The 25,718-nt window shown below is 73.6% G+C and carries 20 protein-coding genes; 10 read left to right on the forward strand and 10 right to left on the reverse strand.

The window, feature by feature from the left end; all coding sequences use genetic code 11:
- The first annotated feature begins 901 nt into the window (after nt 1-901).
- Complete coding sequence (locus ABEA15_RS18005; RefSeq protein WP_345557713.1) at nt 902-3,262, forward strand: arylsulfatase; 2,361 nt, start codon at nt 902-904, stop codon at nt 3,260-3,262.
- 59 nt (nt 3,263-3,321) lie between these two features.
- Here ABEA15_RS18005 and ABEA15_RS18010 read toward each other — a convergent pair whose 3' ends face one another.
- Nucleotides 3,322-4,242 (reverse strand): LysR family transcriptional regulator, encoded by a 921-nt coding sequence (locus ABEA15_RS18010; RefSeq protein ID WP_345557715.1) that lies wholly within the window; start codon nt 4,240-4,242, stop codon nt 3,322-3,324.
- 314 nt (nt 4,243-4,556) lie between these two features.
- On the opposite strand from ABEA15_RS18010, the gene ABEA15_RS18015 reads away from it, so the two are divergent.
- On the forward strand, nt 4,557-5,993 hold the full coding sequence (locus tag ABEA15_RS18015; protein WP_345557717.1) for a sulfatase family protein: 1,437 nt from the start codon (nt 4,557-4,559) through the stop codon (nt 5,991-5,993).
- A 143-nt stretch (nt 5,994-6,136) separates the two neighbouring features.
- Here ABEA15_RS18015 and ABEA15_RS18020 read toward each other — a convergent pair whose 3' ends face one another.
- The gene (locus ABEA15_RS18020) at nt 6,137-7,222 is read right to left on the reverse strand and encodes a hypothetical protein (RefSeq protein WP_345557719.1); all 1,086 of its coding nucleotides are present in this window, start codon (nt 7,220-7,222) and stop codon (nt 6,137-6,139) included.
- A 117-nt stretch (nt 7,223-7,339) separates the two neighbouring features.
- On the opposite strand from ABEA15_RS18020, the gene ABEA15_RS18025 reads away from it, so the two are divergent.
- The 4 genes from ABEA15_RS18025 to ABEA15_RS18040 all read left to right on the forward strand — a co-directional run bounded on the left by ABEA15_RS18025 (nt 7,340) and on the right by ABEA15_RS18040 (nt 9,940).
- Nucleotides 7,340-7,996 carry a TetR/AcrR family transcriptional regulator gene (locus tag ABEA15_RS18025; RefSeq protein ID WP_345557721.1) on the forward strand — a complete coding sequence of 219 codons (657 nt, stop codon included), beginning with the start codon at nt 7,340-7,342 and terminating at the stop codon, nt 7,994-7,996.
- Nucleotides 7,997-8,087: 91 nt separating this feature from the next.
- A complete protein-coding gene (locus ABEA15_RS18030; protein WP_345557723.1) occupies nt 8,088-8,672 on the forward strand; it encodes a PadR family transcriptional regulator in 585 nt (194 codons plus the stop codon).
- 12 nt (nt 8,673-8,684) lie between these two features.
- Nucleotides 8,685-9,473: an SGNH/GDSL hydrolase family protein gene (locus tag ABEA15_RS18035; RefSeq protein ID WP_345557725.1), complete on the forward strand. Its 789-nt coding sequence runs from the start codon at nt 8,685-8,687 to the stop codon at nt 9,471-9,473.
- A gap of 74 nt (nt 9,474-9,547) precedes the next feature.
- Entirely contained in the window at nt 9,548-9,940 is a 393-nt protein-coding gene (locus ABEA15_RS18040) for a nuclear transport factor 2 family protein (RefSeq protein ID WP_345557727.1), read from the forward strand.
- A 22-nt stretch (nt 9,941-9,962) separates the two neighbouring features.
- On the opposite strand, the gene ABEA15_RS18045 is transcribed toward ABEA15_RS18040, so the two are convergent.
- From ABEA15_RS18045 to ABEA15_RS18060, 4 genes are all read right to left on the reverse strand, one after another.
- Entirely contained in the window at nt 9,963-10,526 is a 564-nt protein-coding gene (locus ABEA15_RS18045; RefSeq protein ID WP_344148735.1) for a TetR/AcrR family transcriptional regulator, read from the reverse strand.
- A 4-nt stretch (nt 10,527-10,530) separates the two neighbouring features.
- Complete coding sequence (locus ABEA15_RS18050; RefSeq protein WP_345557729.1) at nt 10,531-11,226, reverse strand: type 1 glutamine amidotransferase domain-containing protein; 696 nt, start codon at nt 11,224-11,226, stop codon at nt 10,531-10,533.
- A gap of 681 nt (nt 11,227-11,907) precedes the next feature.
- Entirely contained in the window at nt 11,908-12,552 is a 645-nt protein-coding gene (locus ABEA15_RS18055; RefSeq protein ID WP_386699008.1) for a TetR/AcrR family transcriptional regulator, read from the reverse strand.
- Nucleotides 12,553-12,708: 156 nt separating this feature from the next.
- Nucleotides 12,709-15,699, reverse strand: coding sequence for an FAD-binding and (Fe-S)-binding domain-containing protein (locus tag ABEA15_RS18060; protein ID WP_345557731.1), 2,991 nt, complete (start codon nt 15,697-15,699; stop codon nt 12,709-12,711).
- 208 nt (nt 15,700-15,907) lie between these two features.
- On the opposite strand from ABEA15_RS18060, the gene ABEA15_RS18065 reads away from it, so the two are divergent.
- The gene (locus tag ABEA15_RS18065; protein WP_344148747.1) at nt 15,908-17,074 is read left to right on the forward strand and encodes a pyridoxal-phosphate-dependent aminotransferase family protein; all 1,167 of its coding nucleotides are present in this window, start codon (nt 15,908-15,910) and stop codon (nt 17,072-17,074) included.
- Between the two features lie 63 nt (nt 17,075-17,137).
- Here ABEA15_RS18065 and ABEA15_RS18070 read toward each other — a convergent pair whose 3' ends face one another.
- The gene (locus ABEA15_RS18070; protein WP_345557733.1) at nt 17,138-18,502 is read right to left on the reverse strand and encodes a GntP family permease; all 1,365 of its coding nucleotides are present in this window, start codon (nt 18,500-18,502) and stop codon (nt 17,138-17,140) included.
- A 652-nt stretch (nt 18,503-19,154) separates the two neighbouring features.
- Nucleotides 19,155-19,784: a TetR/AcrR family transcriptional regulator gene (locus ABEA15_RS18075; protein WP_345557734.1), complete on the reverse strand. Its 630-nt coding sequence runs from the start codon at nt 19,782-19,784 to the stop codon at nt 19,155-19,157.
- A gap of 157 nt (nt 19,785-19,941) precedes the next feature.
- Between ABEA15_RS18075 and ABEA15_RS18080 the strand changes: the two genes are divergently transcribed.
- Nucleotides 19,942-20,904 carry a zinc-binding dehydrogenase gene (locus ABEA15_RS18080; RefSeq protein WP_345557736.1) on the forward strand — a complete coding sequence of 321 codons (963 nt, stop codon included), beginning with the start codon at nt 19,942-19,944 and terminating at the stop codon, nt 20,902-20,904.
- A gap of 708 nt (nt 20,905-21,612) precedes the next feature.
- Here ABEA15_RS18080 and ABEA15_RS18090 read toward each other — a convergent pair.
- Nucleotides 21,613-22,365: an SAM-dependent methyltransferase gene (locus ABEA15_RS18090; protein WP_345557738.1), complete on the reverse strand. Its 753-nt coding sequence runs from the start codon at nt 22,363-22,365 to the stop codon at nt 21,613-21,615.
- A gap of 172 nt (nt 22,366-22,537) precedes the next feature.
- Between ABEA15_RS18090 and ABEA15_RS18095 the strand changes: the two genes are divergently transcribed.
- On the forward strand, nt 22,538-23,290 hold the full coding sequence (locus tag ABEA15_RS18095; RefSeq protein WP_345557739.1) for a MerR family transcriptional regulator: 753 nt from the start codon (nt 22,538-22,540) through the stop codon (nt 23,288-23,290).
- A gap of 213 nt (nt 23,291-23,503) precedes the next feature.
- Nucleotides 23,504-24,694, forward strand: coding sequence for a cytochrome P450 (locus ABEA15_RS18100; protein WP_345557741.1), 1,191 nt, complete (start codon nt 23,504-23,506; stop codon nt 24,692-24,694).
- Nucleotides 24,695-25,111: 417 nt separating this feature from the next.
- Here the strand turns inward: ABEA15_RS18100 and ABEA15_RS18105 are convergent, their stop codons facing one another.
- Complete coding sequence (locus ABEA15_RS18105) at nt 25,112-25,717, reverse strand: TetR/AcrR family transcriptional regulator (RefSeq protein ID WP_345557743.1); 606 nt, start codon at nt 25,715-25,717, stop codon at nt 25,112-25,114.
- Nucleotide 25,718: the final 1 nt, after the last annotated feature.

Raw genomic sequence — 25,718 nt, forward strand, 5'->3', positions numbered from 1 at the left:
GGCGGTTGGCGATCACCGAGCCCGCGGTCCCGCCGCCCACGACCACATAGTCGTAAACGGAATCCGCTGAAGACACGTGGAGCTCCTTTCGGGCGTTGTGCCCGTCTCGTCCTCGTCGCGCCCGCAGGCGTGCGGGAAGCGGTTGCGGGCGGACGGCCGCCGTTTCCGGTCGCGACCGGGGCTTTCCCGGAGGGGCCCGCGGCCTTCCGGCCCGGCAGGCGCCCGGATCCCGAAAAGCGGCCGCGAAACCTTGCCTTTTTCTGCTTTCTCCGGCACCGGCCGAATATGTATACAACCAGCGGAAGTGCGGCGGATCAAGCCGTCCGGAGATGGGGAATCCCATGCGGCGGGTATAGGCGCCGGTGTTCGGCGCGTTCCGGCGCCGCATGCGCCGGCCGCCGGAAGCGGGCCGCGAACCCCCGCGCGAGGTGTTCGACAGGCGCGGATGGCAGAACATCGAAGCAGCTCACCGGGTTGCGACGCGCCGGCGGCGGCGCGTGGGGGCGTCGGCGTGGCGCCCGCCGGGGAGCGCCGCGACGCCCCGGCGCCGTGCGCTCCGCGCGCTGTTTCGGCTCCGCAGATAGAATCATTCTATACGTACGAGCAGTTATCGGTATCGCTCGTTTCCTGCCGCCCGTTGACTCGGCTCCGCGGGTCGACCATCATTCAACACGGAAACCCGGCCAGGCGTGCGTCGACGGCAGAACGGGGGCGCGGCACTTCGCTCCCGGAAACGAGGTGGAAACCGGAACCGCGTCCGCCAGGGAATGGCATGAAGCGTCCACGTGCGCGACTTCTTCGCTCCTGGAACGGATGCGCGGGATAGGAACCGATTCAGCGCTCCGCACCGCCCGAAGCACCGGTACGCACCATCCCCTGCGGATACGTGAAGGAGACACCCATGAGCAGCTCGCAGCCCGAGCGGTACAACCTGCCGATCGCGGACGGGCGGCACGCTCCGGCCACCTCGCTCGATGCCCGCGACCAGGACCCGTCCTTCCAGCCGGCCCAACCGCTGCGCCCGCCCCGCGGAGCGCCCAACGTGGTGCTCGTCCTCGTCGACGACATGGGCTTCGGAGCGCCCAGCGCCTTCGGCGGCCCGTGTGAGACCCCGACCGCGGACCGGCTCGCGGAGAACGGCCTGCGCTACAACCGGTTCCACGTCACCGCGATCTGCTCGCCGACCCGCCAGGCGCTGCTGACCGGGCGCAACCACCATTCGGTCGGCATGGGAGTCACCACCGAGATGGCCAGCGCGGCGCCGGGCTACAGCGGCATCCGCCCGCGCAGCGCCGCGACGATCGCGCAGACCCTGCGGGCCAACGGCTACAACACCGGTGCCTTCGGCAAGTGGCACCAGACCCCGGCGCGCGACGTGAGCCCGGCCGGGCCGTTCGACCGCTGGCCCACCGGCGAGGGCTTCGAGAAGTTCTACGGGTTCGTGTGCGCCGAGATGAACCACTGGTACCCGGTCCTCTTCGACGGGACCTCGCCGATCGAGCCGTCGAAGCGGCCGGAGGACGGCTACCACCTCTCCGAGGACCTCGTCGACCAGGCGATCGAGTGGATCGGCACGCAGCGCAGCCTCAATCCCGACGTCCCGTTCTTCACCTACCTGCCGTTCGGCGCCACGCACGCGCCCTACCACGTGCCCAGGCAGTACCGCGACAAGTACCGGGGCCGGTTCGACCACGGCTGGGACCGCCAGCGCGAGATCACGCTGCAGCGCCAGAAGGAGCTGGGCGTGGTGCCCCAGGACGCCGAACTGGCGCCGTGGGCCGAGGGCGTGCCGCACTGGGACGAGCTGTCCGACGAGGAGCGCCGGTCCGCGGCCTCGCTGATGGAGCTCTACGCCGGCTTCGCCGAGCACACCGACGTCCAGGTCGGGCGCCTGATGGACGCCCTGGAGGAGCAGGGCGTCCTGGACGACACGCTGTTCATCTACATCCTCGGCGACAACGGGGCCTCGGCCGAGGGCGGCCTGGGCGGCACGCTCAACGAGCACCGCTTCGCCAGCGGGATCCCTGACAGCGCGGAGTTCATCAACGCCCACGCCGACGCGCTCGGCGACGAGACGACGCACGCCCACTACCCCGTCGGATGGGCGCTGGCGATGAACACCCCCTACCAGTGGACCAAGCAGGTCGCCTCGCACTTCGGCGGGACGCGCGACGGCATGATCGTGCACTGGCCGAACGGGATCAGCGAGCGCGGCGGGCTGCGCAACCAGTTCCACCACGTGATCGACGTGCTGCCGACCGTCCTCGAGGCGGCCGGGATCCCGCACCCCGCCACGGTCGACGGGATCGGCCAGCAGCCGATCGAGGGCACCAGCATGCTCTACACCTTCAACGACGCCCAGGCGCCCGACCGGCACCGCATCCAGTACTTCGAGATGGTCGGCAACCGCGGCATCTACCGCGACGGGTGGATGGCGGTCACCCGGCACGGCACGCCGTGGGAGATGGTGCAGTCCGGTCGCCGCTACTTCGACGACGACGTGTGGGAGCTCTACGACACCAACGTCGACTGGACCCAGGCCCGCGACATCTCGGCGGAGCACCCCGGCAAGCTGCGCGAGCTGCAGCAGCTGTTCCTCGTCGAAGCCGCTCGGTTCAACGTGTTCCCGCTGGACGACCGGATGACGGAACGGGAGAACCCGCGCGAGGCGGGCCGGCTCGACCTGTTCGGCGACCGCAGCACGGTCACGTTCTCGGGCGCGGGGCTGCGGCTCACGGAGGAGACCGCGCCCAACGTGAAGAACCGGTCGCACACCATCACGGCGGTCGTCGAGGCACCGCCCGGCGGGGGCGAGGGCGTGATCGTCGCGCAGGGCGGGCGCTTCGGCGGATGGTCGCTGTACGTCCACGAGGGATGCCTGCGCTACGCCTACAACTACTTCGGGCTGCAGGTGCACACCGTGTCGGCGCAGGAGCGGCTCTCCCACGGCGAGCACGAGGTGCGCATGGAGTTCGACTACGACGGCGGGGGCGTCGGCCGCGGCGGGTCCGTGACTCTGCTGGTCGACGGGGAGAAGGCCGCCGAAGGCCGGGTGGACGCCACGATCCCCTACTACTTCGCCTTCGACGAGACCTTCGACCTCGGCGTCGACCGCGCCTCGCCCGTGACGGACGACTACCCGACCCTCGACAACGAGTTCACCGGGCGGTTGGACCGGGTGCGCCTCGACCTCGGCGACGACCAGTGCAGCGACGTCGACAGCGAGAGCGGACGCGAGAGGTTCCGGGCGGCCCACGACTGACGGGCGCCGCGGCGCCGCGCGGCCCGTGCCGGAAGGGCGCGTGCCGCGCGGCGCCCGCCTCAGCCGGGAAGGGCGCCCTCCATCGGTCCCGGGCCCTCGTCGCCGCCGGGCTCCCAACCCGAGACGAGGTCGACGAAGGCCTGCGCGGCGGGCGAGAGGGGTTCGGGCGGCCAGACGAGATGGCCCCGGCGCGCCAGCGGCGGTGCGACGCTGACGACCACGGCACCGCCGCGGGCCGCCTCCATCGCGAGCCGGTGCGGCAGCAGGGTCGCGCCGGCGCCCGCCAGCACCAGGGGGACGATCGCGGCGCGGTGCGTGGTCTCGACCGCGATGCGGGGCGGGGTCCCGCTCAGCGCCAGCGCGCTGTCCAGCGCGCTTCTCGTGGTGGTGCCGCTGGGCGTCGTGACGAGGTCGAGCTCGGCGAGCTTCTGCAGCGGCATCGGGTCCGTGGGGCGGTCCGCCGAGGGCGGGAGCACGGCCAGGACCTCCTGCTGGGGAAGGTCGAGCACCCGCATTCCCGCGGTCGCGACACCGTGTGCGGTGAGCCCCACCTCGCACCGCCCGCGCCGCACGGAGTCGACGATCGCGGCGGCGTTCTCCGCATCCAGGATGCGGAACTCCACTCCGGGGTGCCGGCTCCGGAACTCGCCGACGAACGCCGCCAGCGGGTCGACGGCCAGGGTGGTGACCGCGGCGATGTCGAGGCGGCCGGACACCAGGCCCGAGACCCGCTGCGCCGCGGTCTGCACGCGCATGAAGTCGTGCAGCACCTGCCGGGCGGGGCTGAGCAGGGCCTCGCCCACGGGGGTCAGCACCACGCCCCGGCCGATGCGGCGGAACAGCGGAGCCCCCACCTCGCGCTCCAGGACGCCTATGGCATAGGACAGCGACGGCTGCGCGATCCGCAGCGCGTTCGCGGCGCCGGTGAAACTCCCGTGGCTCGCGATGGCGAGAAAGTACTCGAGGTGCTTGCGCTCCACACGACCTTCCTACGACAGCCGGAGGGGAGGCGCCCCCGAGCACCGGATCCGGCGCTCGTCGGCCACGGCCCTCACCGGCGCGGCCCCGGTCCGGGGCCGCATGTCCGGTTATGGCGAAATATACCTGACTGCCCTTTCAGCTGCTCAGCGGCGCGGCGTCCGGTGGCCCGCGGCCCCGCGGCCCGGGCCCGCCGGGGGCGCGGCCGGAAGCCCTTGAGAGGCTTGACCTGCGCGCCCGCGCCCCGCGCGGCGCCCCCGGCGCCACGCCCACCCCCGACCCGCCGCGGCTCGCCCCGCCCGGAAGGAAGCACCGCGTGCCGAACGGACGCCCCAACATCCTGGTGATCATGACCGACGACCACGCGGCCCCGGCGATCGGCGCCTACGGCAGCGCGATCAACCGGACACCCGCCGTCGACCGCCTCGCCGCCGAGGGCATGCGCTTCGACAACGCCTTCTGCACCAACGCGATCTGCTCGCCCGCACGGGCGACGCTGCTCACCGGCACCTACAGCCACGTCCACGGCATGACCACGCTGGAGCAGCCCGGGCAGAGATTCCGCGCCGACCAGCCCGCCTTTCCCGAGATGCTGCAGCAGGCCGGCTACCAGACCGCCATCGTCGGCAAGTGGCACCTGGGCCACGGGCCCGGGCACGACCCCCGCGGCTTCGACTACTGGGAGGTCCTGCCCGAGCACGGCCGCTACCGCGACCCGGCCTTCCTCACCGCCGCGGGCGAGCGGACCTACTCCGGCTACGTCACCGACATCATCACCGACCTCGACCTGACCTGGCTCGACCGGCGCGAGGCCGACCGCCCCTTCTGCCTGCTGGTCCAGCACAAGGCGCCCCACCGGGCGTTCGAACCGGCCGATCGACACCGCCGCCTCTACGCGGACGTGGACATCCCCGCTCCGGAGACCCTGCACGACGACCTCTCCGGCCGGGCCTCGGCCGCCCGCGAGGCGCGCATGCGCATGTCCGACCTCACCGCGGAGGACCTCAAGGCGCCGGTCCCCGAAGGGCTCACCGAGGACGCGGAGTTCGAGTGGCGCTACCAGCGCTACATCAAGGACTACCTGCGCGTGGTCGCCGCCCTGGACGAGAACGTCGGGCGGGTCCTGCACTACCTGGACGTCGCCGGGCTCGCCGAGGACACCGTGGTCGTCTACACCTCCGACCACGGCTTCTTCCTGGGTGAGCACGGATGGTTCGACAAGCGGTTCATGTACGAGCCCGCGCTGCGGATCCCGCTGGTCGTGCGCCACCCGGGCGTCACCCCCGCGGGCAGCAGCCGCGGCGACCTGGTCGCCAACGTCGACTACGCCCCCACGATCCTGGACCTGGCCGGAGTCGGACCGCACCCGCGGATGCAGGGCCGCAGCCTGGCCCCGCTGCTGCGCGGAGAGCGGCCCGGCGACTGGCGCGACGCCGTCTACTACCGCTACTTCGAGCACCTGGACGTGAACCACAACGTCGCGGCGTGCTATGGGGTCCGCACCCGCACGCACAAGCTGATCCACTATCCCGGCCACGGCTCGGGCCGGCCGGGCGCCGCCGAGGAGCGCCGCGAACCCGAGTGGGAGCTGTTCGACCTGGAGGAGGACCCCGACGAGCTGCGCAACCGCTACGCCGAACCGGCCTACGCCGGTGTCGCGGCAGAGCTGACCGCCAGGCTCGAAGCCCTGCAGCAGGAGTACGGCGACACCTCCGACCACCGCGCCGGCGCCCCCTCCGACGCGGCGCCCTGAGGGGGCGCCGGCGCCCGGATCGAGCCCGCCGACCGCCGTCTCGGCGCCATACGCGGTCCGGACGCCGTCCCCGCGCAACCGGCAGGCGCAGCCGACGCCCCGAAGCAGAGGGGCGGCCCGCCTCGGTCGCGGCGCGCGGCGCTTCAGGCCGCTTCGGCGCGGTGGCGAAGGTGGCGGGGGTGGCGGGCGAGCCAGATGAGTGCGGCTGCGGTCGCGGCCATCACCGCCGTCCCGACGGCGGCGGGGAACACCGCGCCGGTGCCCTCCTCGAAAACCAGGGCGCTGAGGACGACGAACAGCGTGTGGCCCACCAGTGCGCCGCCGATCACGGCCACCCGGTGCCGATGGGTGAAGCCCGCAGTCCCCGTCCAGGTGGCGATACGCCAAGCCGCGGCGACCGCCAGAGCGGCGGCGCCGGCCATGGCCGCCACCACCCACCCGCCGCCGACGGCCGGGCCGGTCGGCGGATGCCCCGGCGGCACCAGCAACCCGAGGAAGACGAGTACGGCCGCACCCGGCAGCAGGCACGCCGCGACGAGGCCGGGGGCACGCGCAGGGCCCGTCTCGGTCGGCGGCACCGTGCCGGGACGCCCCCGCCCCAAGCGCGGGACGATGCGCAGTGCGATCACCGCGAGGGCGGCCACGGCGAGCAGCAGTCCGGCGAGCACCGGCAGCGGTACCTGGTATCCCGGGTCCTCCACCCCGGCGATGAGGAGGCGCAGCAGCGCGACCCCGGCGACCGCCGCGGCCCCGGCGCCGATCAGCCCGCCCCGGCGCAGCAGCGGCCGGCCCGCGAACCGCGGGAACAGCAGGTCGGTCAGCACGACGGGGACGAGGACGCTGAAGACCATGTGGTAGCCGAGCTGGCTCTCCCAGTACGTCGTGTTGAAGCCGAGCACCCGCGGGCCCCATTCCGCGGCGTTGTAGAGGTTCGGGCTGGTCAGCGCCTGAAGGCCGATCCCGTCCTCCACCAGTTCGTAGGCCGCGCCCATCACCAGCAGGCCGGGCCAGCCGGCGCCCGCGCGCGCCACCAGCTCCCGGATCAGCAGCACGCCCGCGCCGTACATCGGCACCAGCAGCGGAAGGATGACCCAGAGCAGGGGCATGCCGACGCCGCTGAAGGTCACCTCCGCGCTGAGCGGCGCCAGGACCACCAGTGCCCATGCCGCCTTGAGCCTGCCGCGACCGGGGCTGCGGTCGGCGTCCGGCGGGTCCCCCGTGTTCTCCACGGCTCTCCTCCGTACAGTTGTTACTCAACTAAGTAATAAGCGTGGGACGCCAATGTACCCGCTGAGCCGCTGGGAGGATACTTCGGCGACCGCGCCGCCGAGGGAAGTGGGGGGGAGATGCCCGAGCGTGCGAACCGGCGGCTGCCGCCTGAGGAGCGCCGCCGCCAGATCGTCGCGGCGACGATCGAGACCATCGCCGCGCTGGGACTCCAGCAGGCCACCTTCGCCCGGATCGCCGAGCGGGGCGGGCTCAGCAGTACGCGGCTGATCTCGTACCACTTCGCGCACCGGCGGGAGCTGCTGCGGGCCGCGGTCCTGCACGTCCACGGGATGATCGGGGCCCACGTCGCCGACCGCATAGCCGGCGCCGCCGACCCGCGCGGCGAACTGCTCACCTACATCCGCGCGGTCGTGGAGTTCGTCGACGCCCACCGGACCGAGATGCGGGCGCTGCTGCTCATCCACCTCCAGGACGACCCCGGCGCCGAACGCACCTACAACGCCGGCACCGAGCGCGGCGTGCTCGGCGCCATCGAGGACATGCTCGGCCGCGGCCAGCGGGCCGGCCTGTTCCGGGAGTTCGACACCTTCGTCATGGCCGCGACGGTGCAGCGCGCCGTCGACGGCATCCCGTTCCTGCTGCAGTCCGAGCCCGACCTCGACCTCTCCGGCTACGCCGACGAACTGGCCGCCCTGTTCGACCACGCGACGTCGGCACGCCGCCCCGCCCGCCCGGCCCGCCCCGCGCCCGAGGCCCCCGGGGAACGGCCCTGAACACTCCTTCGGGGACGGGGCCGCCCCTCGGCGCGCGATGCAGGGGGAAGTACTCGCGCATGTGACTAACCAACCCGTTTAGTATCGGCCCATGGCACTTCGCAACGCGGCGATGGCCGCCCTGCTCGAGGGGGAGGCGTCCGGCTACGACCTGGCCAGGAGCTTCGACGCCTCGGTGGCCGACTTCTGGATGGCCACGCCCCAGCGGCTCTGTCGGGAACTGGAGCGGATGGCTGCCGAGGGCCTGCTCCAGGCGCGCACGGTCGAGCAGGAGAAGCGTCCCGACAAGCGGCTGTTCTCCCTCACCGCATCCGGGCGGCGCGCCCTGTACGCGTTCACCTCCGCCCCGCCGCGTCCCGGCGCCGTCCGCGAGGAGCTCCTGGTCCAGGTGCCGGCGGTGGACACCGGCGACGTCGGGGCCGTACGGGAGGCGGCCGCCGAGCGCATGGTGTGGGCACGGGGGAAGATCACCCGCTACGAGCGGCTGCGCATCCGGCTTCCGGGCGGCCGCAGCGAGGAGGACCACCTGGCCCGCGCCGAGCGCGTGGGCCCCCACCTGACTCTCCGGCGGGGCCCGGAGTTCGAGCGGGAGTACCCGCGCTGGGGCGAACGGGTGCTGGACGTGCTCGGGCGCCGCACCCCCTCCACCGCCGGCACCCGCGCCGAGCAGGACTGAGGGGCTGCCCGGATGGGATACCGCGGATACCGCAGATACGTCGCGGTCGGCGACAGCCAGACCGAGGGCCTCAACGACGGCGACGAGACGACCGGCTACCGGGGCTGGGCCGACCGCCTCGCCGAAGCGCTCGCCGCGCAGGAACCCGGGTTCACCTACGCCAACCTCGCCGTCCGCGGGCGGCGGGCCGCAGGCGTCCGGGCCGAGCAGACCGCTCCCGCGCTCGCGCTCGCGCCAGACCTGGTCACGGTCATGGCGGGCATGAACGACCTGGTCCGGCCGGGCTACGACGCGGCCGCCACCGCCGCGGAGCTGGACGCGATGCTGGCCGCGTTCACCGACTCGGGCGCGACCGCGGTCACCTTCACCTTCCCCGACGTCAGCAGCCTCGCCCCTCTGGTGCGGCACCTGCGTCCCCGCGTGCTGGACTTCAACGACCGCCTCCGCACCATGGCCGACCGCCGCGGCGCCGTGCTGGTCGACACCTTCCCCTACCCGGTCACCACCGACCCGCGGCTGTGGAGCGCCGACCGCATCCACGCCGCGCCGCTGGGCCACGCCCGTATCGCGGCGGCGACCGCGCACGCGCTCGGCGTCCCGGGCAGCGACGGCTCCTGGGCCGATCCGCTGCCGCCGCTGCCCGCCCTGGAGCCGTGGCGGCGCGCCGGGGCCGAAGCGGCCTGGGCGGCGGCCTTCCTCGGCCCCTGGCTGCTGCGCCGGCTGCGCGGGCGCTCGTCGGGCGACGGCCGCAGCGCAAAACGTCCCGGCCTGCTGCCGCTGCCCGCCGACGGCGGCCGCTGAACGCCGGCCGGCTACCGCCGTTCCGAAGCGGCCGAATCCCCCGCACCTGTCCGACCACGCACAACGGAGGCGGCATGCACGCGTTCCGCAGGGCCGTCGAGGCCGACGACCACCAGGCGATCGAGGCGATGCTGGCCGAGGACGTCGTCTTCACCAGTCCGGTCGCCTTCAAGCCCTACTCGGGCAGGGCGATCACCGCCGCGATTCTGCGCGGTGCGGCGCGCGTGTTCGAGGACTTCCGCTACGTGCGCGAGATCGCGGACGCCGACGGCCGCGACCTCGCCCTGCTGTTCACCGCCAGGGTCGGCGACACGAGGGTCGAGGGCTGCGACTTCCTGCACGTCGACGAGGACGGCCGGATCGACGACCTCAGGGTCATGGTCCGCCCGCTGTCGGGGGCACAGGCGCTGGCCGAGGCCATGGGCGCGCAGTTCGAGCGCATCCGCCGCGAGGCGGAGGGCGGCTGAGGGGCCTCGGCGCGGAGAGGGCTCAGCGCGGCGCGCGGCGCTCGTCGAGCAGGCCGCCGACGAGGGCGGCGGTCGCCGGCCCCACCAGGGCCTCGCCCTCGCGCGCGGTCTCCAGGCCGGCGGCCAGCGCCAGGCACATCCGGGCCGCCTGATCTGGCGGGACCCCCTCGACGGTGCCGGCGCGCGTGAACAGGTCGGTGAGCAGGTCGTGCAGCGAGGCGGAGAACGTGCCGCAGATCCCTCCGAACAGCCGGTTCCGCTCGTCCAGCAGTTCGGCGGTGTGCGGCGAGGCCCCGCCGACCCGGAACGCCAGGTCGAGCTTGGCGGCCAGCACGCCCCGGATGCGCTCGGCCGCCGGCGCGCCGGCGTCGGCCGCCGCGTCCCGGGCCCGGCCGAGCGCCTCCTGATGGAGGCGTTCGGCCAGCAGCCGGAAGGCCTCGTCCTTGCCCCGGACGTACTGGTAGACCGCCGACCGGGACACGCCCATCTGCGAGGCGATGTCGTCCATCGTGGTGCGCCGCGCGCCGTACCTGGTCAGACAGGTGTAGGCGGCGTCGAGGACCTCGTCGAGCCGGTCGGTGCCCATCGGCTCAGGCCAGCCTGTCGAGCATCTCTCGGGCGAGCGGAGCCGAGGAGGCCGGGTTCTGGCCGGTCACCAGCGTGCGGTCGACCACCACGTTCGGCGCCCAGGGCTCGCCCTCGCGCACCCGCACACCGGCCCGGGTCAGCCGGTCCTGCAGGAGCCACCGGGCCTTGTCGGCGAGGCCGCCTTGGCGCTCCTCCTCGTCGGTGAACGCGGCGACCTCGTAGCCGGCGAAGGCGTTGGAGCCGTCGGCCCCCGTCGCGGCGAGCAGCGCGGCGGGGCCGTGGCAGACCACGCCGAGCGGCTTGCCGCTCTCCAGCGCGTGCGTGAGCAGCGCACCGGAGTCGGCGTCGACCGCCAGGTCCTCCATCGGGCCGTGGCCGCCGGGGTAGTAGACCGCGTCGTAGTCGGCGAGGTCCGCTTCCTCCAGCTTGATCGGGTGCCGGAGCTCGGTCATGGCCTCAAGGGCGGCGCTCATTCGGTCGGCGCCCTCCTGGCCGCCGTTGGCCCCGGGTGCGAGGCTGCCCCGGTCCACGGTCGGGACGACCCCGCCCGGGGTGGCGACGGTGATCCGGTGCCCGGCCGCCGTGAAGGCCTCGTACGGGGCGACGGCCTCCTCGGCCCAGAAGCCGGTGGGGTGGCGGGTCCCGTCGGCCAGCGTCCAGTGGTCGACTCCGGTCATCACGAAGAGGATCTCCGACATGGTGTGCTTCCTCCGGCGAGCGGGTCGGTGCGGATCGCGGCGGTCGGCCGTCGCCACACCCTGACGTCCTGCACGCACTGACACTTTGAACATTGATCGTCAGTGCGGCGGCGCCTCCGATGCTAGCGATTGCGGCATCCCGGCGTCCAACCCCGCGGCGCGGCCGCCGCGGACCGGCGCTGCTGAACGGGTCTAGGGACGCGGGCGGCGGGCGGACCGCGGCGGGTTAAGCGGTGCGGCCTGCACGGCGCCGCCCGCGCTCCCCCGTCCGCCACGGGCGCTCTCGCGCCGGCGGCTCCCGCGAGTCGCAGGGCACGTCCGTGCCGTGCGGCGCGCACGCTCGCGACCGGGGCTGAGCATGGCTTCCGTTCTTGCGCGTTCAGCCCGCTCACCGTCTCGGAGAGCAGGCAGAGCAGGCGCGGCGGCCGTCGGGCGCGGCAGCGGAGCACGGCCCCGGCGCGCACGGGCCCGTCGAGCGCCCCCGAGCCGTTCACCGGAGGCGCGGCGCGATCAGCGCAGGGCGCACCCGCGCCCCGATGGCGGCGGTCGCGTCGCCGGGTGGCGCGGCCGGGCGCAGCCCGGGGGTCGCACCGGGCACCGCCCGGCGGGCGCTCGGCCCCCGCGCAGGCCGGGACCGGACGCGAAGCGCCCGGTGCGGCGCGCGGCCGGGCCCCGGAGCGGTCAGTCCGGTCGGCGCAGTCCCTCGACGAGGAGTCCCACGAGGCGGCGCGCGTCGTAGCGGGGGTCGTGGTCGGCGCCGATGCAGAGGTTGCCGACGCCCCGCATGAGCCCGTAGGCCTCCAGGTCGGGCCGGATCTCGCCGGATTCCGCGGCGGCGTCGAGCAGCCGGCCGCACACCGGCACGAGGCGGTCGAGGAAATAGGAGTGCAGCGCGTCGAATCCCGCGTCGTCGGACTGCAGGACGGCGGCCAGTCCGTGCTTGGTGACCAGGAAGTCGACGAAGAGGTCGATCCACCGCCGGAGCGCCTCGTAGGGCGTCGCGCTCGTCTCCAGCAGCGTCGGCCCCGCCTCGGCGCAGGCCTCGACCTGGTGCCGGTAGACGGCGATGATGAGGTCCGCGCGGGTCGGGAAGTGCCGGTAGATCGTGCCGACCCCGACACCGGCCTTGGCCGCGATGTCGCGGACCGGGGCGTCCACGCCCGAGGCGACGAAGACCGCGGCGGCCGCGTCGAGCAGCGTCTTCTCGTTGCGCCGGGCGTCGGCCCGCTTGGGCCGCGCGGCGCGCACCGCGCCCTGGTCGCTGTCGTTCACCGCGCCGCTCCCGCCTCGGCCGAACACGACACCCGGAACGACTCCCCCGGCCATTCTCGGAGTCAGGTTCCGTTTCCCCATAGTGCCAGGGCCCGCCTCGGCCGCCAACCCGGCCGCCGCCCCGTCCCGGCCGCGGCGCCCCCGGCTGTGCGCGCGGCGGGCCTCATGCGGGCCGGCGAAGGCCGAGCGGGCTCCGGCGGTGCGCCCGCGTCACCTCTCCGCACCCGCCTCGCGGGCTGCGCCGGTGCGCGGCCCGAAGACCGCCTCGTGCAGCAGCTCCACCGGGTGGCGCGCCCGGCGGCCGGTGCCGTGGGCGATCTGCTGGCGGCAGGAGACCCCGGTCGCGCAGACCTCCGCCCGGGGAGCGGCGTCGATAGCCGGGAAGAGGCGCTGTGCGCCGATGGACATGGACAGGTCGTAGTGCTCGGCCTCGAACCCGAAGGACCCCGCCATTCCGCAGCAGCCGGCGTCGAGTTCGCGCACCGCCGCGCCGGGCAGGTGCCGCAGCAGGCGCATGCTCGCGTCGGTGCCGAACGCCGCCTTCTGGTGGCAGTGCCCGTGGAACAGCAGCTCAGCGGGCGCCCCGTCGCCTCCGTCGCCCTTCGCCTCACTTATCCGCAGGCGCCCGTCGTCGAGCGCGTCGGCGAGCAGGTCCTCCACCAGGCGTGCCTGGGCGCCGACGGCGGCGGCGCGGCCTCCTCCCACGAGCCGGCCGTGCTCGTCGTGGAGGGTGGCCACGCACGAGGGCTCGCAGCCGACGACGACGGCGCCCCGACCGGCGTCGCCGGCGAGCCGGTCGACGAGGCCGGCCGCCGTCCTCTTCGCGTCGTCGAGCAGGCCCTTGGAGATCTGCGCGCGGCCGCAGCACAGGTCCGGCTCCATCCGGACCCGCCAGCCCGCCGCCTCCAGCAGCTCCACGGCCGCCTTTCCGATGTGCGGCTCGGTGAAGCTGGTGAAGGAGTCGGCGAGGAAGACCGCCTCGCCGGCGGTCCGCACGGCCGCGGCACTGCGCCGGGGCCGGCGCTGGTCCCGGCGCCGGAACCAGCGGATAAGGTTGTCGCGCCGGAACGCCGGCAGCGGCCGGCGGCGGTCGATGCCCAGGAGGCGGTGCATGAGCGCACGCAGGGGCGTGATCCGCCCGGGCAGGTTCGACAGCGGGGCGGCCGCGGAGCCCCAGGAGTTGAGCCGGCGGATCATGCCGAAGACCCGCGTCCGCAGCGGTGTCCCGTGCTCGCTGTGGTAAGCAGCCAGCGACTCGCTCTTGAACGCGGCCATGTCGACCGACATCGGGCACTCGTTCTTGCACGCCTTGCACTCCAGGCACAGGTCCAGGACCTCGTGGAGGCGCTCGCCGGCCAGCGCGGCGCGGGGGTCGGGCTCTGACAGCGCCTTGACCAGGGCGTTCGCGCGCCCGCGGGTCGAGTGCTCCTCGTCGCGCGTGGCCATGAACGAGGGGCACATGGTGCCGCCCGACCCGGCGGGCTTGCGGCAGGCCCCGATGCGCATGCACCGGTCGGCCGCGCCGCGCATGCCGCCGTGCCCGCTGAAGTCGAAGCGCGTCGGCACGTCGACCGCGGTGGGCAGGTTCGGCGTGCGGAGGTTCTCCGTCATCGCGGGAGCGTCCACGATCTTGCCGGGGTTGAGCAGGCGGTCGGGGTCGAAGGCGGCCTTGGCCTCGCGCATCGCCTGGTAGAGCTCGGGACCGAAGATCCGCTCGTTGAACTCGCTGCGCGCCAGCCCGTCGCCGTGCTCGCTGGAGTTCACCCCGCCGTAGGACAGGGCCAGGTCGCAGACCTCCTCGGCGACCGCGCGCATCGTGACCACCTGCTCGGGCCGGCTGAGGTCCATGAACGGGCGCACGTGCAGGCATCCGGCCGACGCGTGCCCGTAGAAGCCCGCGCGCAGCCCGTGGCGGTCGAGGATCTCGGCGAAGCGGGCGGTGTACTCGGCCAGGTGCTCCGGGGGCACCGCCGTGTCCTCCACGAAGGCGATTGAGCGCTCCTCGGGCCGGCCGGCCGCCATCAGCAGGCCGAGCCCGGCCTTGCGCAGGGCCCGGAACGGCTTCTGCTGCTCGGCCGTCGCGGCGCGGACCACGGCGTAGCCGTGCCCGCCGGCGCGCCACAGCGTCTCCAGCCGCACCGCGCCCGCGTCGGCTTCGGCGGCCTCGTCGGCGTAGAACTCCACGAACAGCAGCGCGGCGGGCTCCCCCTCCAGCCGGGCGGCCAGATGGCGGTGCTCGGGCGACCTTCGGGACAGGTCCAGGATGAAGCCGTCCACCAGCTCGATGGCGGCGCCGCCCGCGGCCATGGCGTCGTCGGTGGCCGCGATGGCCTCGGCGGTGGAGGCGAAGTGCCCGATCACCATGACCGTTGCGGAGGGTTTGGGAGTCAGCGCGACCTCCGCCTCGGTGACCACCGAGAGCGTCCCCTCCGAGCCCGCGGTGAACGCGGCGAGGTCGAAGGGCCCGCGGGCCAGCCGGTCCAGGCGGTAGCCCCCCGCTCGGCGCCAGAAGGTCTGCGGGCAGGCGTCGACGGCCGCCCGGCTGCGTTCGGCGAGTGCGGGAAGCTCGCGGTAGATGCGTCCTTCGAGGTCGCTCTGCGCCGCCTTGGCCTCGACGACGCCCGCCGCGGCGGGGCCCAGGCGCACGCGTGCGCCGTCGGCCAGGACCGCGTCGAGGGTGTGCACGTGGTCGATCGTCATGCCGTAGGCGGCGGAGCGGGACCCGCAGGAGTTGTTGCCGATCATCCCGCCGAGGGTCGCGCGGTTGCCGGTCGAGGTGTCGGGGGCGAAGAACATGCCGTGCGGGGCGGCCGCGGCGTTCAGCTCGTCCTGGACGAGTCCGGGCTGCACGCGGGCCCGGCGCTGCTCGGGGCTGATCTCCAGGACCCGGTTCATGTGGCGGGAGAAGTCGAGCACCACCGCCTCGCCCACGGTCTGCCCGCAGTGGCTGGTGCCCGCACCCCTGGGCAGTACCGGTGTCGCGAACCGGCGGGCGGTCTCCACGACGGCGGCGACGTCGTCGGCGTCGCGGGGCGCGACCACGCCGACCGGGGTGATCTGGTACATGCTGGCGTCGGTGGCGTACATGTGGCGCGTGTAGGCGTCGAACCGCACCTCCCCGCTGACGGCCCGGCGCAGTTCCGCTTCGAGATCATCGCTGTTTCCGCGTTCCGGCGTCATCGTTTCCGGGGTTTCGGCCACGGCAGCACTCCACCTTCCACGCTCCGGAGAGAGGGGCGCCTCGACCCTAGGCACTTCCATATGGCGATATCAAGAGTTTGTAATGCGAAACCACGAACGTACACTGACGCCAGGTTTCGGAAAGCTCCGTTGCCTGAAGAACGGACAGCGAAAACCACGATTCCACAATTCGGTAAGTAAATTCCGGAACGCGGAAAAATGGAGGGGCATGTCAAGCGGCCGTCATTTCCTGCAGATCCCGGGACCTACGAACGTCCCCGACCGGGTGCTGCGCGCCATCAGCTACCCGACCATCGACCACCGCGGCCCGGAGTTCGCCGACCTCGGGCTCGACGCCCTGGACAAGCTGAAGTCGGTGCTGAAAACCGGGGCCGACGCCGTCATCTACCCGTCCTCCGGCACGGGGGCGTGGGAGGCGGCCCTGGTGAACACCCTCTCGCCGGGCGACCGGGTCCTGATGTTCGAGTCCGGCCAGTTCGGCACCCTGTGGGCGAACCTCGCGCGCGACCTCGGGCTCGACGTCGAGTTCGTCCCCGGCGACTGGCGCAGCGGCGTCGACCCGGCGGTGGTCGAGGAGCGGCTGAGCGCCGACCCCGGCCACCGGATCACGGCCGTCGCCGTGGTCCACAGCGAGACCTCCACCGGGGTCGTCAGCCGGATCCCCGAGGTCCGCGCGGCCATGGACCGCGCCGGGCACCCCGCGCTGCTGCTCGTCGACACCATCTCCTCGCTGGGGTCGGTGGACTACCGGCACGACGAGTGGGGCGCCGACGTCACGATCGGCTCCTCGCAGAAGGGCCTGATGCTGCCGCCGGGGCTGTCCTTCCACGGCATCAGCGCCAAGGCCCGGCGGGCGTCGGAGTCGGCCGGGTTCGCCCGCTCCTACTGGAACTGGGCGCCGATGCTGGAGTCCAACGCCGGGGGCTACTTCCCCTACACGCCGGCGACCAACCTGCTCTACGGGCTGCGCGAGGCCGTGGCGATGCTGCACGAGGAGGGCCTGGAACAGGTCTTCGCCCGGCACCGCCGGCTCGCGGCGGCCACCCGCGCCGCTGTCGAGGCGTGGGACCTGGAGCTGGTGTGCCGGGTGCCCGAGGAGTACAGCCCGGTCCTCACCGCGGTGGCGATGCCCGAGGGGGACGACGCCGACAAGCTCCGCGCGGCGATCCTGGAGCGCTTCGACGTCTCGCTCGGCGCCGGGCTGGGCAGGCTGCGGGGCCGCGTCTTCCGCATCGGCCACCTGGGCCACCTCAACGAGCCGGGGCTGCTCGGCACGCTGGGCGCGATCGAGGCGGGGCTGCGGCTGACCGGCACGGCCCACCGCCCCGGCGGCGTCACGGCCGCGGCGGAGTATCTGGCCGACACCTCCGGGTAGCGCCCCGGCGCGACCGGCGGGGCGCCCGGGGCACAGGCCGTGCCCCGGGCGCCCGGTGGCGCCTCAGATCAGCCCGAGGCTCCAGAGGATCACCACGGCCACCATGGACGAGGCCCCTCCGACCAGGGTCACGCCCCCGTAGGAGAGCAGCGCGGCGCGCAGGGACATGCCCGACAGCGTCGTGCAGACCCAGAAGTAGCTGGAGTTGAAGTACTTGATGATCACCGACCCGCTCGCGGCGGAGAGCATGGCCGCCTCCGGCGACAGGCCGAGCGTGGGCAGCATCGGCGCGGTGAGGGAGGACGCGGTGATCACGCCGACCGTGGTCGAGCCGGTGATCACGTTGGCGAGGACGCCCAGGATGAACGGCAGCAGGATCGAGGGGATACCGAGGTCCAGCGTGTTCTCGGCGATGACGTCGACCGTCGGTGTGGCCTGCAGCAGCTCGCTGAGCGCACCGCCCAGACCGGTGACCATGATGATCATCGCCGACCCCTTGAGGGCGTTCTCCACCCAGGTCTCGCGCAGCGTGCGGGAGTCCTCGATGTTGCCGGACCGCCACGCCAGCACATAGGCGAGCACGACGCCGACGCCGAGGGCGAAGACGGGCCAGCCCAGGAACACGGCCAGGCCGTGGACCGGGTTGTCCTCCGACAGCGCGAAGTCGGCGGCGCTGCTCCCGCCGATCAGCGCCAGGGGGACCAGGATGGGGGCGTAGGACCAGCCGAGCGGGGGTAGCCGCCGCTCGCTGTCGGCGTCGATCCCCCGGCCGCGGTACTCCTCGGACGGAGGCGAGGTGATGCGCGGGCCGACCAGGCGCGCGTACAGCCACCCCATGAGCGAGCCGAAGAGGGTGACCACGGACCCGTACAGGATGATCACCCCGATGTCGGCCTCGACCACCGCCGCCGCGGCCAGCGGCCCCGGCGTCGGCGGCACGACGGCGTGGGTCAGCTGCATGGCGCCGACCAGGCCGGTGGCCATGGCGCTCATGGTGACGCCGGTCTCCAGCGCGGCCACGTGGACCAGCGGGTTCAGGATGACGTAGCCGACGTCGGAGAAGACCGCCAGCCCGATGACGAAGCCGGCGAGGGTGAGCGCCAGCGACATGTTGCGCTTGCCCACCAGGCGCAGCATGGAGCGCGTGATGCGCTCGACGGCGCCGGTGTTGCGAAGGGCTTCGGCGATCAGGGTCCCGAGGACGATGACGACCGCGATCGACTGGATGGTGCTGCCGAACCCCTTCTCGAACGCCTCGATGAAGACGGTCCGGTCGATGGTGGGCGCGAAACCCAGCAGCACGATCGGCACCAGGAGCGCGGCGAACACGTGCCATTTGTACCGGGCGATAAGGAAAAGCAGAACGACGATTACGGCGACGAATCCGACCAGAGCGACGACCGGCCGGTCCGTGATCGCTTCTTCCAACTGTCCAGTCCTCTCGGGGAGCCGAGCGGTGTTAGCACCGCGTCGGTTGACTGGTCTTAGGCGCGCGGATCAGAGCCCGAAATCGGGGGAATGCGGGGGCCGGCGGACGGGACGGCGCCCCGTGGCCCCGGGAGGCGAGATGGGGGAATCGACCGAAGGCAGGGCAGCGCTAAGTGGCCGGCGAATGGAGGGCGACCAGATATCGGGGATTATCTGTATTTCGTATTGCGAAATTCCTAATTCGCATCGCGACATATGACACTAAAGTTGAACCCGGTCCACGTCAACCCCTCTTTTCGACCCGAGTACGACGACCGAAATAGGGCCGCACAGCACAAAGGGCGTCGGCGCAGGAACGACCGCCCCGCCGACCGGACCCGGAGTGCCCGCCGAGCCGACCCGGCACTCCCCTGAGGCGCGACGGACGCTCCCGGGCGGCTGCGGCGAGGCCCGGTCCGAGAAGCCCCGGTCGATCGGGGACTGCCCGGCATACGGGCCGCGCACAGGCGAGGTCTCCGGTGATCAGTCGCACCGGGGCGATCGCACGCCGGCCATCCGGTTCGCCAGGCTCGCCCTGCGCTATGGGCCGCGGCCCACACCGCGGGATCGACATCCGGGCGCGCGATCGCGGGACGACACCTGGCGAACCGGCCTACGCGCGGGGCGGCGCGGGCGCCAACCGGGTCGCCGGCGGCAGCGGCGCGTGATCAGGGGAGGCGCGGAACGCCTCGATCGCGAGCGCGGCGAAGCGGCGGGAGGCCGCGACCCGCCCGGCGGCCGAAGCGGCGTGGACGCCCCGGTTGGCCATGAGCACGAGGACCAGGTCGTCCAGCACGAAGTCGCGGCGCAGGAGGCCGGCGTCCTTGGCGCGGCGGGCCAGCTCGGCGATCGACCTCAGCGCGCGTTCGCGGTCGCCGGCGAAGTCCATCGCGTCGGGGAACGCCGTCATGAAGGCGTCGGTGAAGCCCCGGCCGTGCGCGTGCATCTCGCAGACCTCCTCGACCACGCGGCAGAAGCCGCGCCAGGGGTCCGGGTCGGCGAGTGCTTCCTCGGCGACGACGTAGCAGGCGCGCATCTGCTCCGCGAAGGCCGCCACGACAAGGTCCCGCTTGGTCGGGAAGCGGCGGTACAGCGTTGCGGGGCCGACCCCGGCACGCCGGGCGACCTTGCGCATCGGCACGTCCAGCCCTTCGGCGGCGAACAGTCCGCGGGCCGCGTCGAGTATGCGTTCGCGGTTGTCCCGGGCGTCGGAGCGCAGTTTGTGAGGCAAAGGGTCGGCCACGGCTCTCATTTTAGCCAACCGGACGGGGGCGTCCACTAACGTCCGGGGGCGTGGACGCCGTGCGCCCGTCGGAGCGCGACGGCCCCGCAATCCGGCACCGGGCGCTGCGCGCGGCCGGTGCCGGTTCCGGTTCCGGTTCCAGGGCAAGGAGACGGTATTGAAGGCAATCGCGATCCAGGAGTTCGGAGCCCCCGAAGGCCTGGCGGTCGTCGAGCTCCCCGACCCGGCGGCCGCCGCCGGGGAGGTGCTGGTCGCCGTCGAGGCGATCGGCGTCGGCGGAGTCGACGCCCTCGTTCGGCGCGGCACGGTGGCTTCCCACGGGCTCTCCGAAGGCCACATCCCCGGCAGCGAGGTGGCGGGCACGGTGGCGGCGGTCGGCGACGGCGTCGACGCGGCGTGGGTCGGCCGGCGGGTGTGGGCGTTCACCGGGCTGGGCGGCGGCTACGTCGAGCGGGCGGTCGTGCCGGTCGAGCGGATTTTTCCCCTGCCCGCGAAGCTGCAGGCCGCCGACGCGGTGGCCCTCGGCGGGTCCGGGGTGGTGGCGCACTTCGGGCTGGCCCGCGCCCGCTTCGCCGCGGGCGAGTCGGTACTGGTGCGCGGTGCGGCCGGCAGCATCGGGATCATGGCGGTCCAACTGGCGGCGCGCGGCGGAGCCGGCGCAGTGGCGGTGACGACCTCCTCGGCCGAGCGCGGCGAACGCCTGCGCAAGCTCGGCGCGACGCACGTGCTGAACCGCTCCGGCGAAGGCGGCGAGGACGCACCCGCGGGCTACGACGTCGTCTTCGACATCGTAGCCGGCGCGGACATGCCCGCCCTCTTCTCCCGGCTCAACCCGAACGGCCGGCTGGTGGCCGTGGGCATCGTCGGCGGGCAGCCGCCGGCGGACTTCGGCGCGGAGATGATGGCGGCGTTCCGCAAGTCGATGTCGTTCGCCACCTTCAGCGCCGACACCGTGCCCGCGGCCCAAAGGGAGGCGGTGCGCGGCGAGCAGTTCGCCGAGGCTGCACGCGGCGAGCTGCACACCTGGGTGCACGAGCTGATGCCGCTGGAGGAGGCCGTGTCGGCGCATCGGAAGATGGACGCCGGCGAGGTGTTCGGCAGGATCGTGCTGACCCCGTAGCGGTCGCGGCCCGGCCGGAGTCCGGATCAGCCCCCGAGCCGCCGACGGGAGACCTCTTCAGCCGATGCCAAACCGGTGCTCTGCGCGGACCCCGACCGCGCTCTCGTCAAGGCGTTCATCGGACACGGCCTTGTGGAGGTGGGGGATGTCGAAATGCAGGTGCGGGTGATCCGCGACCGCATCGCGTCTGGGTTCACCCGAGTGCGGAACCATCGCCTTTACGATGTAGATTTTCTGGTCGGCGGCCGTGCATCGGCATCGGCCGAGCTGGCCACCACCCCTTCCGCGCCCGGCCCGTCCGCGACTTAGGCACTGTCCTTCGGAATCGGCGGCGAAGCAGGGCCCGCACTGGCACACTCGATGGCCGCGTCCGGTCGTTTCGAGCTCACCGATGCCGAGTGGGCCCTGCTGGCCCCGCTCATGCCCCCAGATGCGCCCAAAGGCGGCCAATGGGCCGACCACCGCCGCATCATCAACGCGACCAGCGGGCCCACCGCAGGCGCAAAGGCTCGGCGGGCGGCAGGCCCCCTGCCTTCGGCCGGCGGGCCTACCGCGGCCGCAACACTGTGGAGCGGGCGATCAACCTGCTCAAGCAGAATTATGCGGTGGCGACCAGGTGCGACAGCGGGCCGCGCTCTATGACGGCACGATCCAGCTCGCCACGATCCGAATCTGGCTGCGCGACCTCACCCGTTCAAAAAACAGAACCTAGACCCGCACGAGGGTGAGGTAGGCGAACCCCACCGTCTCGCGCATGCCGTGCAGCCGGGCCCTGAGGTGGGAGTCCGCCTTCTCCCGGACCTCGCTCGCGTCGGGTGAGGCGGGGTTCTCCCCGAGCCAGTCCTCCCACCTGCGCGCATGGCCGGACTCGAAGTCGTCCCACTCGTCCAGGCTCGCCTGACAGAGCGCGAGCAGCCGGAACCCGTGCGCGAGGGCGAGGTCCACCAGGTCGGGCAGCGTACGGTACTGGCCCGGCGGGACCGGCATCGCCGACAGCTCGGCGGCGGTCGGCTCCCGCAGCCAGAAGCACTCGCCGAACAGCAGCCGCCCGCCGGGCCGCAGCAGTCGGCTGACCGCGGCGAGCGCGTTGCCCGTGTGGGCCTCGGGCTCGCCGCCCCACACGTGGGCGGCGCCGACGTTGAACACCGCATCCGCCGGCGGGCCGGTCCACACCGCCGCGTCGCCTACGGTCAGCTCGACGCGGTCGGCCAGGCCGCGGGCCGCGGCGTCGGCCCGGCCGCGTGCGACGAGGTCCGTGTCGAGGTCGACCCCCGCCCCTGTAGCCGCGGGCTCGGCCTCCAGCGTACGCAGCAGCAGCTCCGCCCACCCGCAGCCGAGGTCGACAACCCGGCAGCCGGCCAGGGGGCCAAGCGAGCGGATCAACCGGCCGGCGCGCTCGCCGGAGAGCGGGCCGTTGAAGTCGAGACGGCGGTACGGGGCGGGCACCTCGGGAGAGACCATCCGCCGAGCCTGCCGCACCCGCGGGCGGGCGTCCATCCGGTTCTCCCGCCTAGCTCATGCCCGGCGGCCGGCAGGCGCTGCCGACCGCCGCGGGGCGGCGGCGCGCCCGCCTCCCTCCCCCGGCCGCGTCGCGCGTTGACCTTGACGCGGCGTCAACGCCTCTAATGGACGCATGCGAATCGGCGAGCTCGCCGCGCTGGTCGGGGTGTCCACCCGGACCGTGCGGCACTACCACCACCAGGGAATCCTTCCCGAGCCCGAGCGGCTGTCCAACGGCTACCGGGAGTACCGCCTGCGCGACGCGATCGCCCTCGCCCGCATCCGCCGCCTGACCGAGTTGGGCCTGTCCCTGGACGAGATCCGCGACGTCCTGGCCGACGACCGCGGCCGTGAGCTGCGGGAGGTGCTCGCGGAGCTGGACGCCGACCTGGCGCGCCAGCAGCGGGCGATCGCGGCCAAGCGGGAGCGGCTGGCGGAGCTGCTGCAGGAGGCGGACCTGGGTCCGGACTCCGCGGTGTCGCCCCGGATGGCGGAGGTGCTGCGCGGGCTGCCCGCGAGCGGTTCGGACTTCGCCGAGTTCGACCGCGGGTTCCTGGGGGTCGTCGACACCGGCGCCGACCCCGCCGACCGGGCCGCGCTCGGTGACCTGTTCCGCCTGCTCACCGAGCCCGAGGCGGCCGAGCGGACGCGTGCGATCTACACGCGGCTGGACGAGATCGCCGAGGCCGACACCGACGACCCCCGCGTCGCCGCGCTCGCCCGCGACCTGGCCGCCCATCTGCCCGGCGAGCTGGCCTCGGCCATGGTCGCGAGCCTCGACGACAGCGAGCACGGCCGGTGGCTGGACGCGCTCTCGCGTGAGCTGCCCGCCGCCCAGGCCGAGGTGTTCCGGCAGGTCGTGGTCCTGCTGCGGGAGCGGGTGTGATCCCGCGAACCGTGCGCGGGACGCCTCCTGCGGTCCTCGGGGCGCGGGCCGGAGCCTCCCGCCGCCGCTCGCGGCAGGCCCCGGCCGGCCCACCTCCCGTGCGCCGCGCCCCGCCGGGGACCGGCGCCTGAATCCCCAACGCGTGCGTCGGTGCCGCGGCATCGCCGAGCGCGCCCGCCCATCACCCGTGCCGTCACCAGAGAGGCTTTTGCCATGTCCGACACCGACCGCAGGCTGCCCTTCGACCGGCCCCGCCCGCTGGACCCGCCGCCCGCCTACGCCGAGCTGCGCCGCAGCGAGCCCGTCGCGCGGGTGACCGCCCCCGACGGGCGGCGCGCGTGGCTGGTCACCTCCTACGAGGCCGTGGCCGCGGCGCTGGCCGACCCGCGGCTGGGGATGACCCCGTCCGGCGCCGCCGAACCCGGAAACGACACGCTGTTCCAGGACGGCGATGCCCACACCCGCCTGCGCCGACTGGTCGCCAAGGCCTTCACGCCCCGCAGCGTCGCGGCCGTGCGTCCGCGCATCGAGGAGCTGGCCGCCGCGCACGTCGACGCGTTCGCCGACGCCGGCCCGCCCGCGGACCTCGTCGCGGGACTGGCATCCCCGCTGTCGCTGGCGGTGATCGGCGAACTGGTCGGCGTGGAGATCGGGGAGCGCGAGCGCTTCAGCGCGCTGGCCGAGGCGGCCGGCTCCGTGGACTTCTTCTCCCTGGACGACGAGGAGCAGGCGGCCGCGGCGATGAAGGCGTGGGACGACCTCACCGGCTACGCCTCCGGGCTGGTCGCCGCCAAACGCGAGGCTCTCGGAGACGACCTGCTCAGCGCCCTGATCTCAGTACGCGACGCCGACGACGGCCGGCTCAGCGGCGACGAGCTCACCGCGATGGCCACCACGCTCGTCGCCGCGGGCTACCAGACGACCCGCAACGCCGTCTCCGTCGGCGTGATCCAGCTCCTCACCGAGGGGCTGCTGGCCGGGCTCGCCGATGCCGGCGCCGAGGAGGTGGCCGCCGTCGTGGAGGAAATCCTGCGCCTGGAGGCCGGAGTGATCGCCGAGCCGTTCCCGCGCTGGGCCCACACCGACCTCGAACTGGACGGCGTCCCGATCGCGGCGGGTGACGCGGTCCTGGTGCGGATGGAGGCGGCCAACCGCGATCCGGCGCACTTCCCCGACCCGGACCGCTTCCTGCCGGAGCGGCGGTCCGCGAGCCCGCACCTGTCCTTCGGCCGCGGGCCGCACCACTGCCTCGGTGCGGCTCCGGCCCGGATTGAGCTGGGGGCGGCGCTGGCCTCCCTCGCCCGGCGCCTGCCCGGCCTCCGGCTGGGAGCCGCGGTAGAGGAGCTGGTCTGGGTCCGCGGCCAGACCGACGGCGGCCCCGCCACGGTGCCCGTCACCTGGTGACACGCCACAGAGAAGAACAGCCGCCCCGCGGCGACACCGCCGACCCGGCGAACCGTGCCGCCACCACCGTGCAGGGAATTCGCAGCAGTGCCCCCAACAAGCGAAGAAAGGCGAGACGCCCCCGCCCGTCCACAAAGGGGGGCCCGCAGCGCCCGCGCCGGTGATAGGCCCGGCACGAGCACAAACCGCGCCCCCCACCACCACGGGGCGGTGGCCGCCGTCGGCGGGAGCGGCGCGCCGCTCACCGTGGAGAAGCCGCGCCGGATGCGCACCGGTCCTCATCGGTCCGCCGTCGTGGTCGTTCCGGCGCACCCCTGGCACACGGGTCCCGCAGCGGCGTATGCGGGCCGCACCGGCCGCCCTCGCGCGAAGCCGTGGCCGACCGGCGCCGAGAACTGCCAGGCGGGCGCGCGGACGCTACCGGGCCCGGAACAGGGGGAGCAGGACCTCGTCCACGATGCCGGTGACGACCTCGTCGGCGACGGGGCCGCCGTGGGACAGGAAGTGGTAGCGCAACAGGGCGTGGCCGGTCTCCAGCTGGCGCTCCGTCACCGCCCGGCCGTCGATCTCGCCGCGGGCGTCGGCGCGCCGGACCACCTCGCGAACAGCGGCGATGCTGGTGCCGCGGGCGCGGGCGCGCACCTGCGCCGCGCGGGTGTCGTCCTGGAGCACCTCACTGATCACTCCGCGCATCGCCTGGCCCGCAGGGCCGGCGAGGTTGTCGTTGACCAGGCGCAGCATCGCGAGCAGGTCGCCGCGCAGGGTGCCGGTGTCGGCGACGTCGGCGGGCTCGGGCAGAAGGTGGTAGGCGGTGTCCATCACCAGTTGCAGCTTCCCGGGCCAGCGGCGGTACAGCGAGCCCTTGCTCGCCTGGGCCCGTTCGGCGACGCCCTCCATGGTGAGTCCCGCGTAGCCGACCTCCGCCAGTTCGGCCACGACCGCCTGGACGATCGCGTCGTGCAGCGCGGCGCCGCGGCGCCGCGGGCGCCTGCGGTGGTCGGTGCCGGAGGCCGCGGACTCCATG

This window comes from Streptomonospora halophila, assembly GCF_039542725.1.
Classification (GTDB): Bacteria; Actinomycetota; Actinomycetes; order Streptosporangiales; family Streptosporangiaceae; genus Streptomonospora; species Streptomonospora halophila.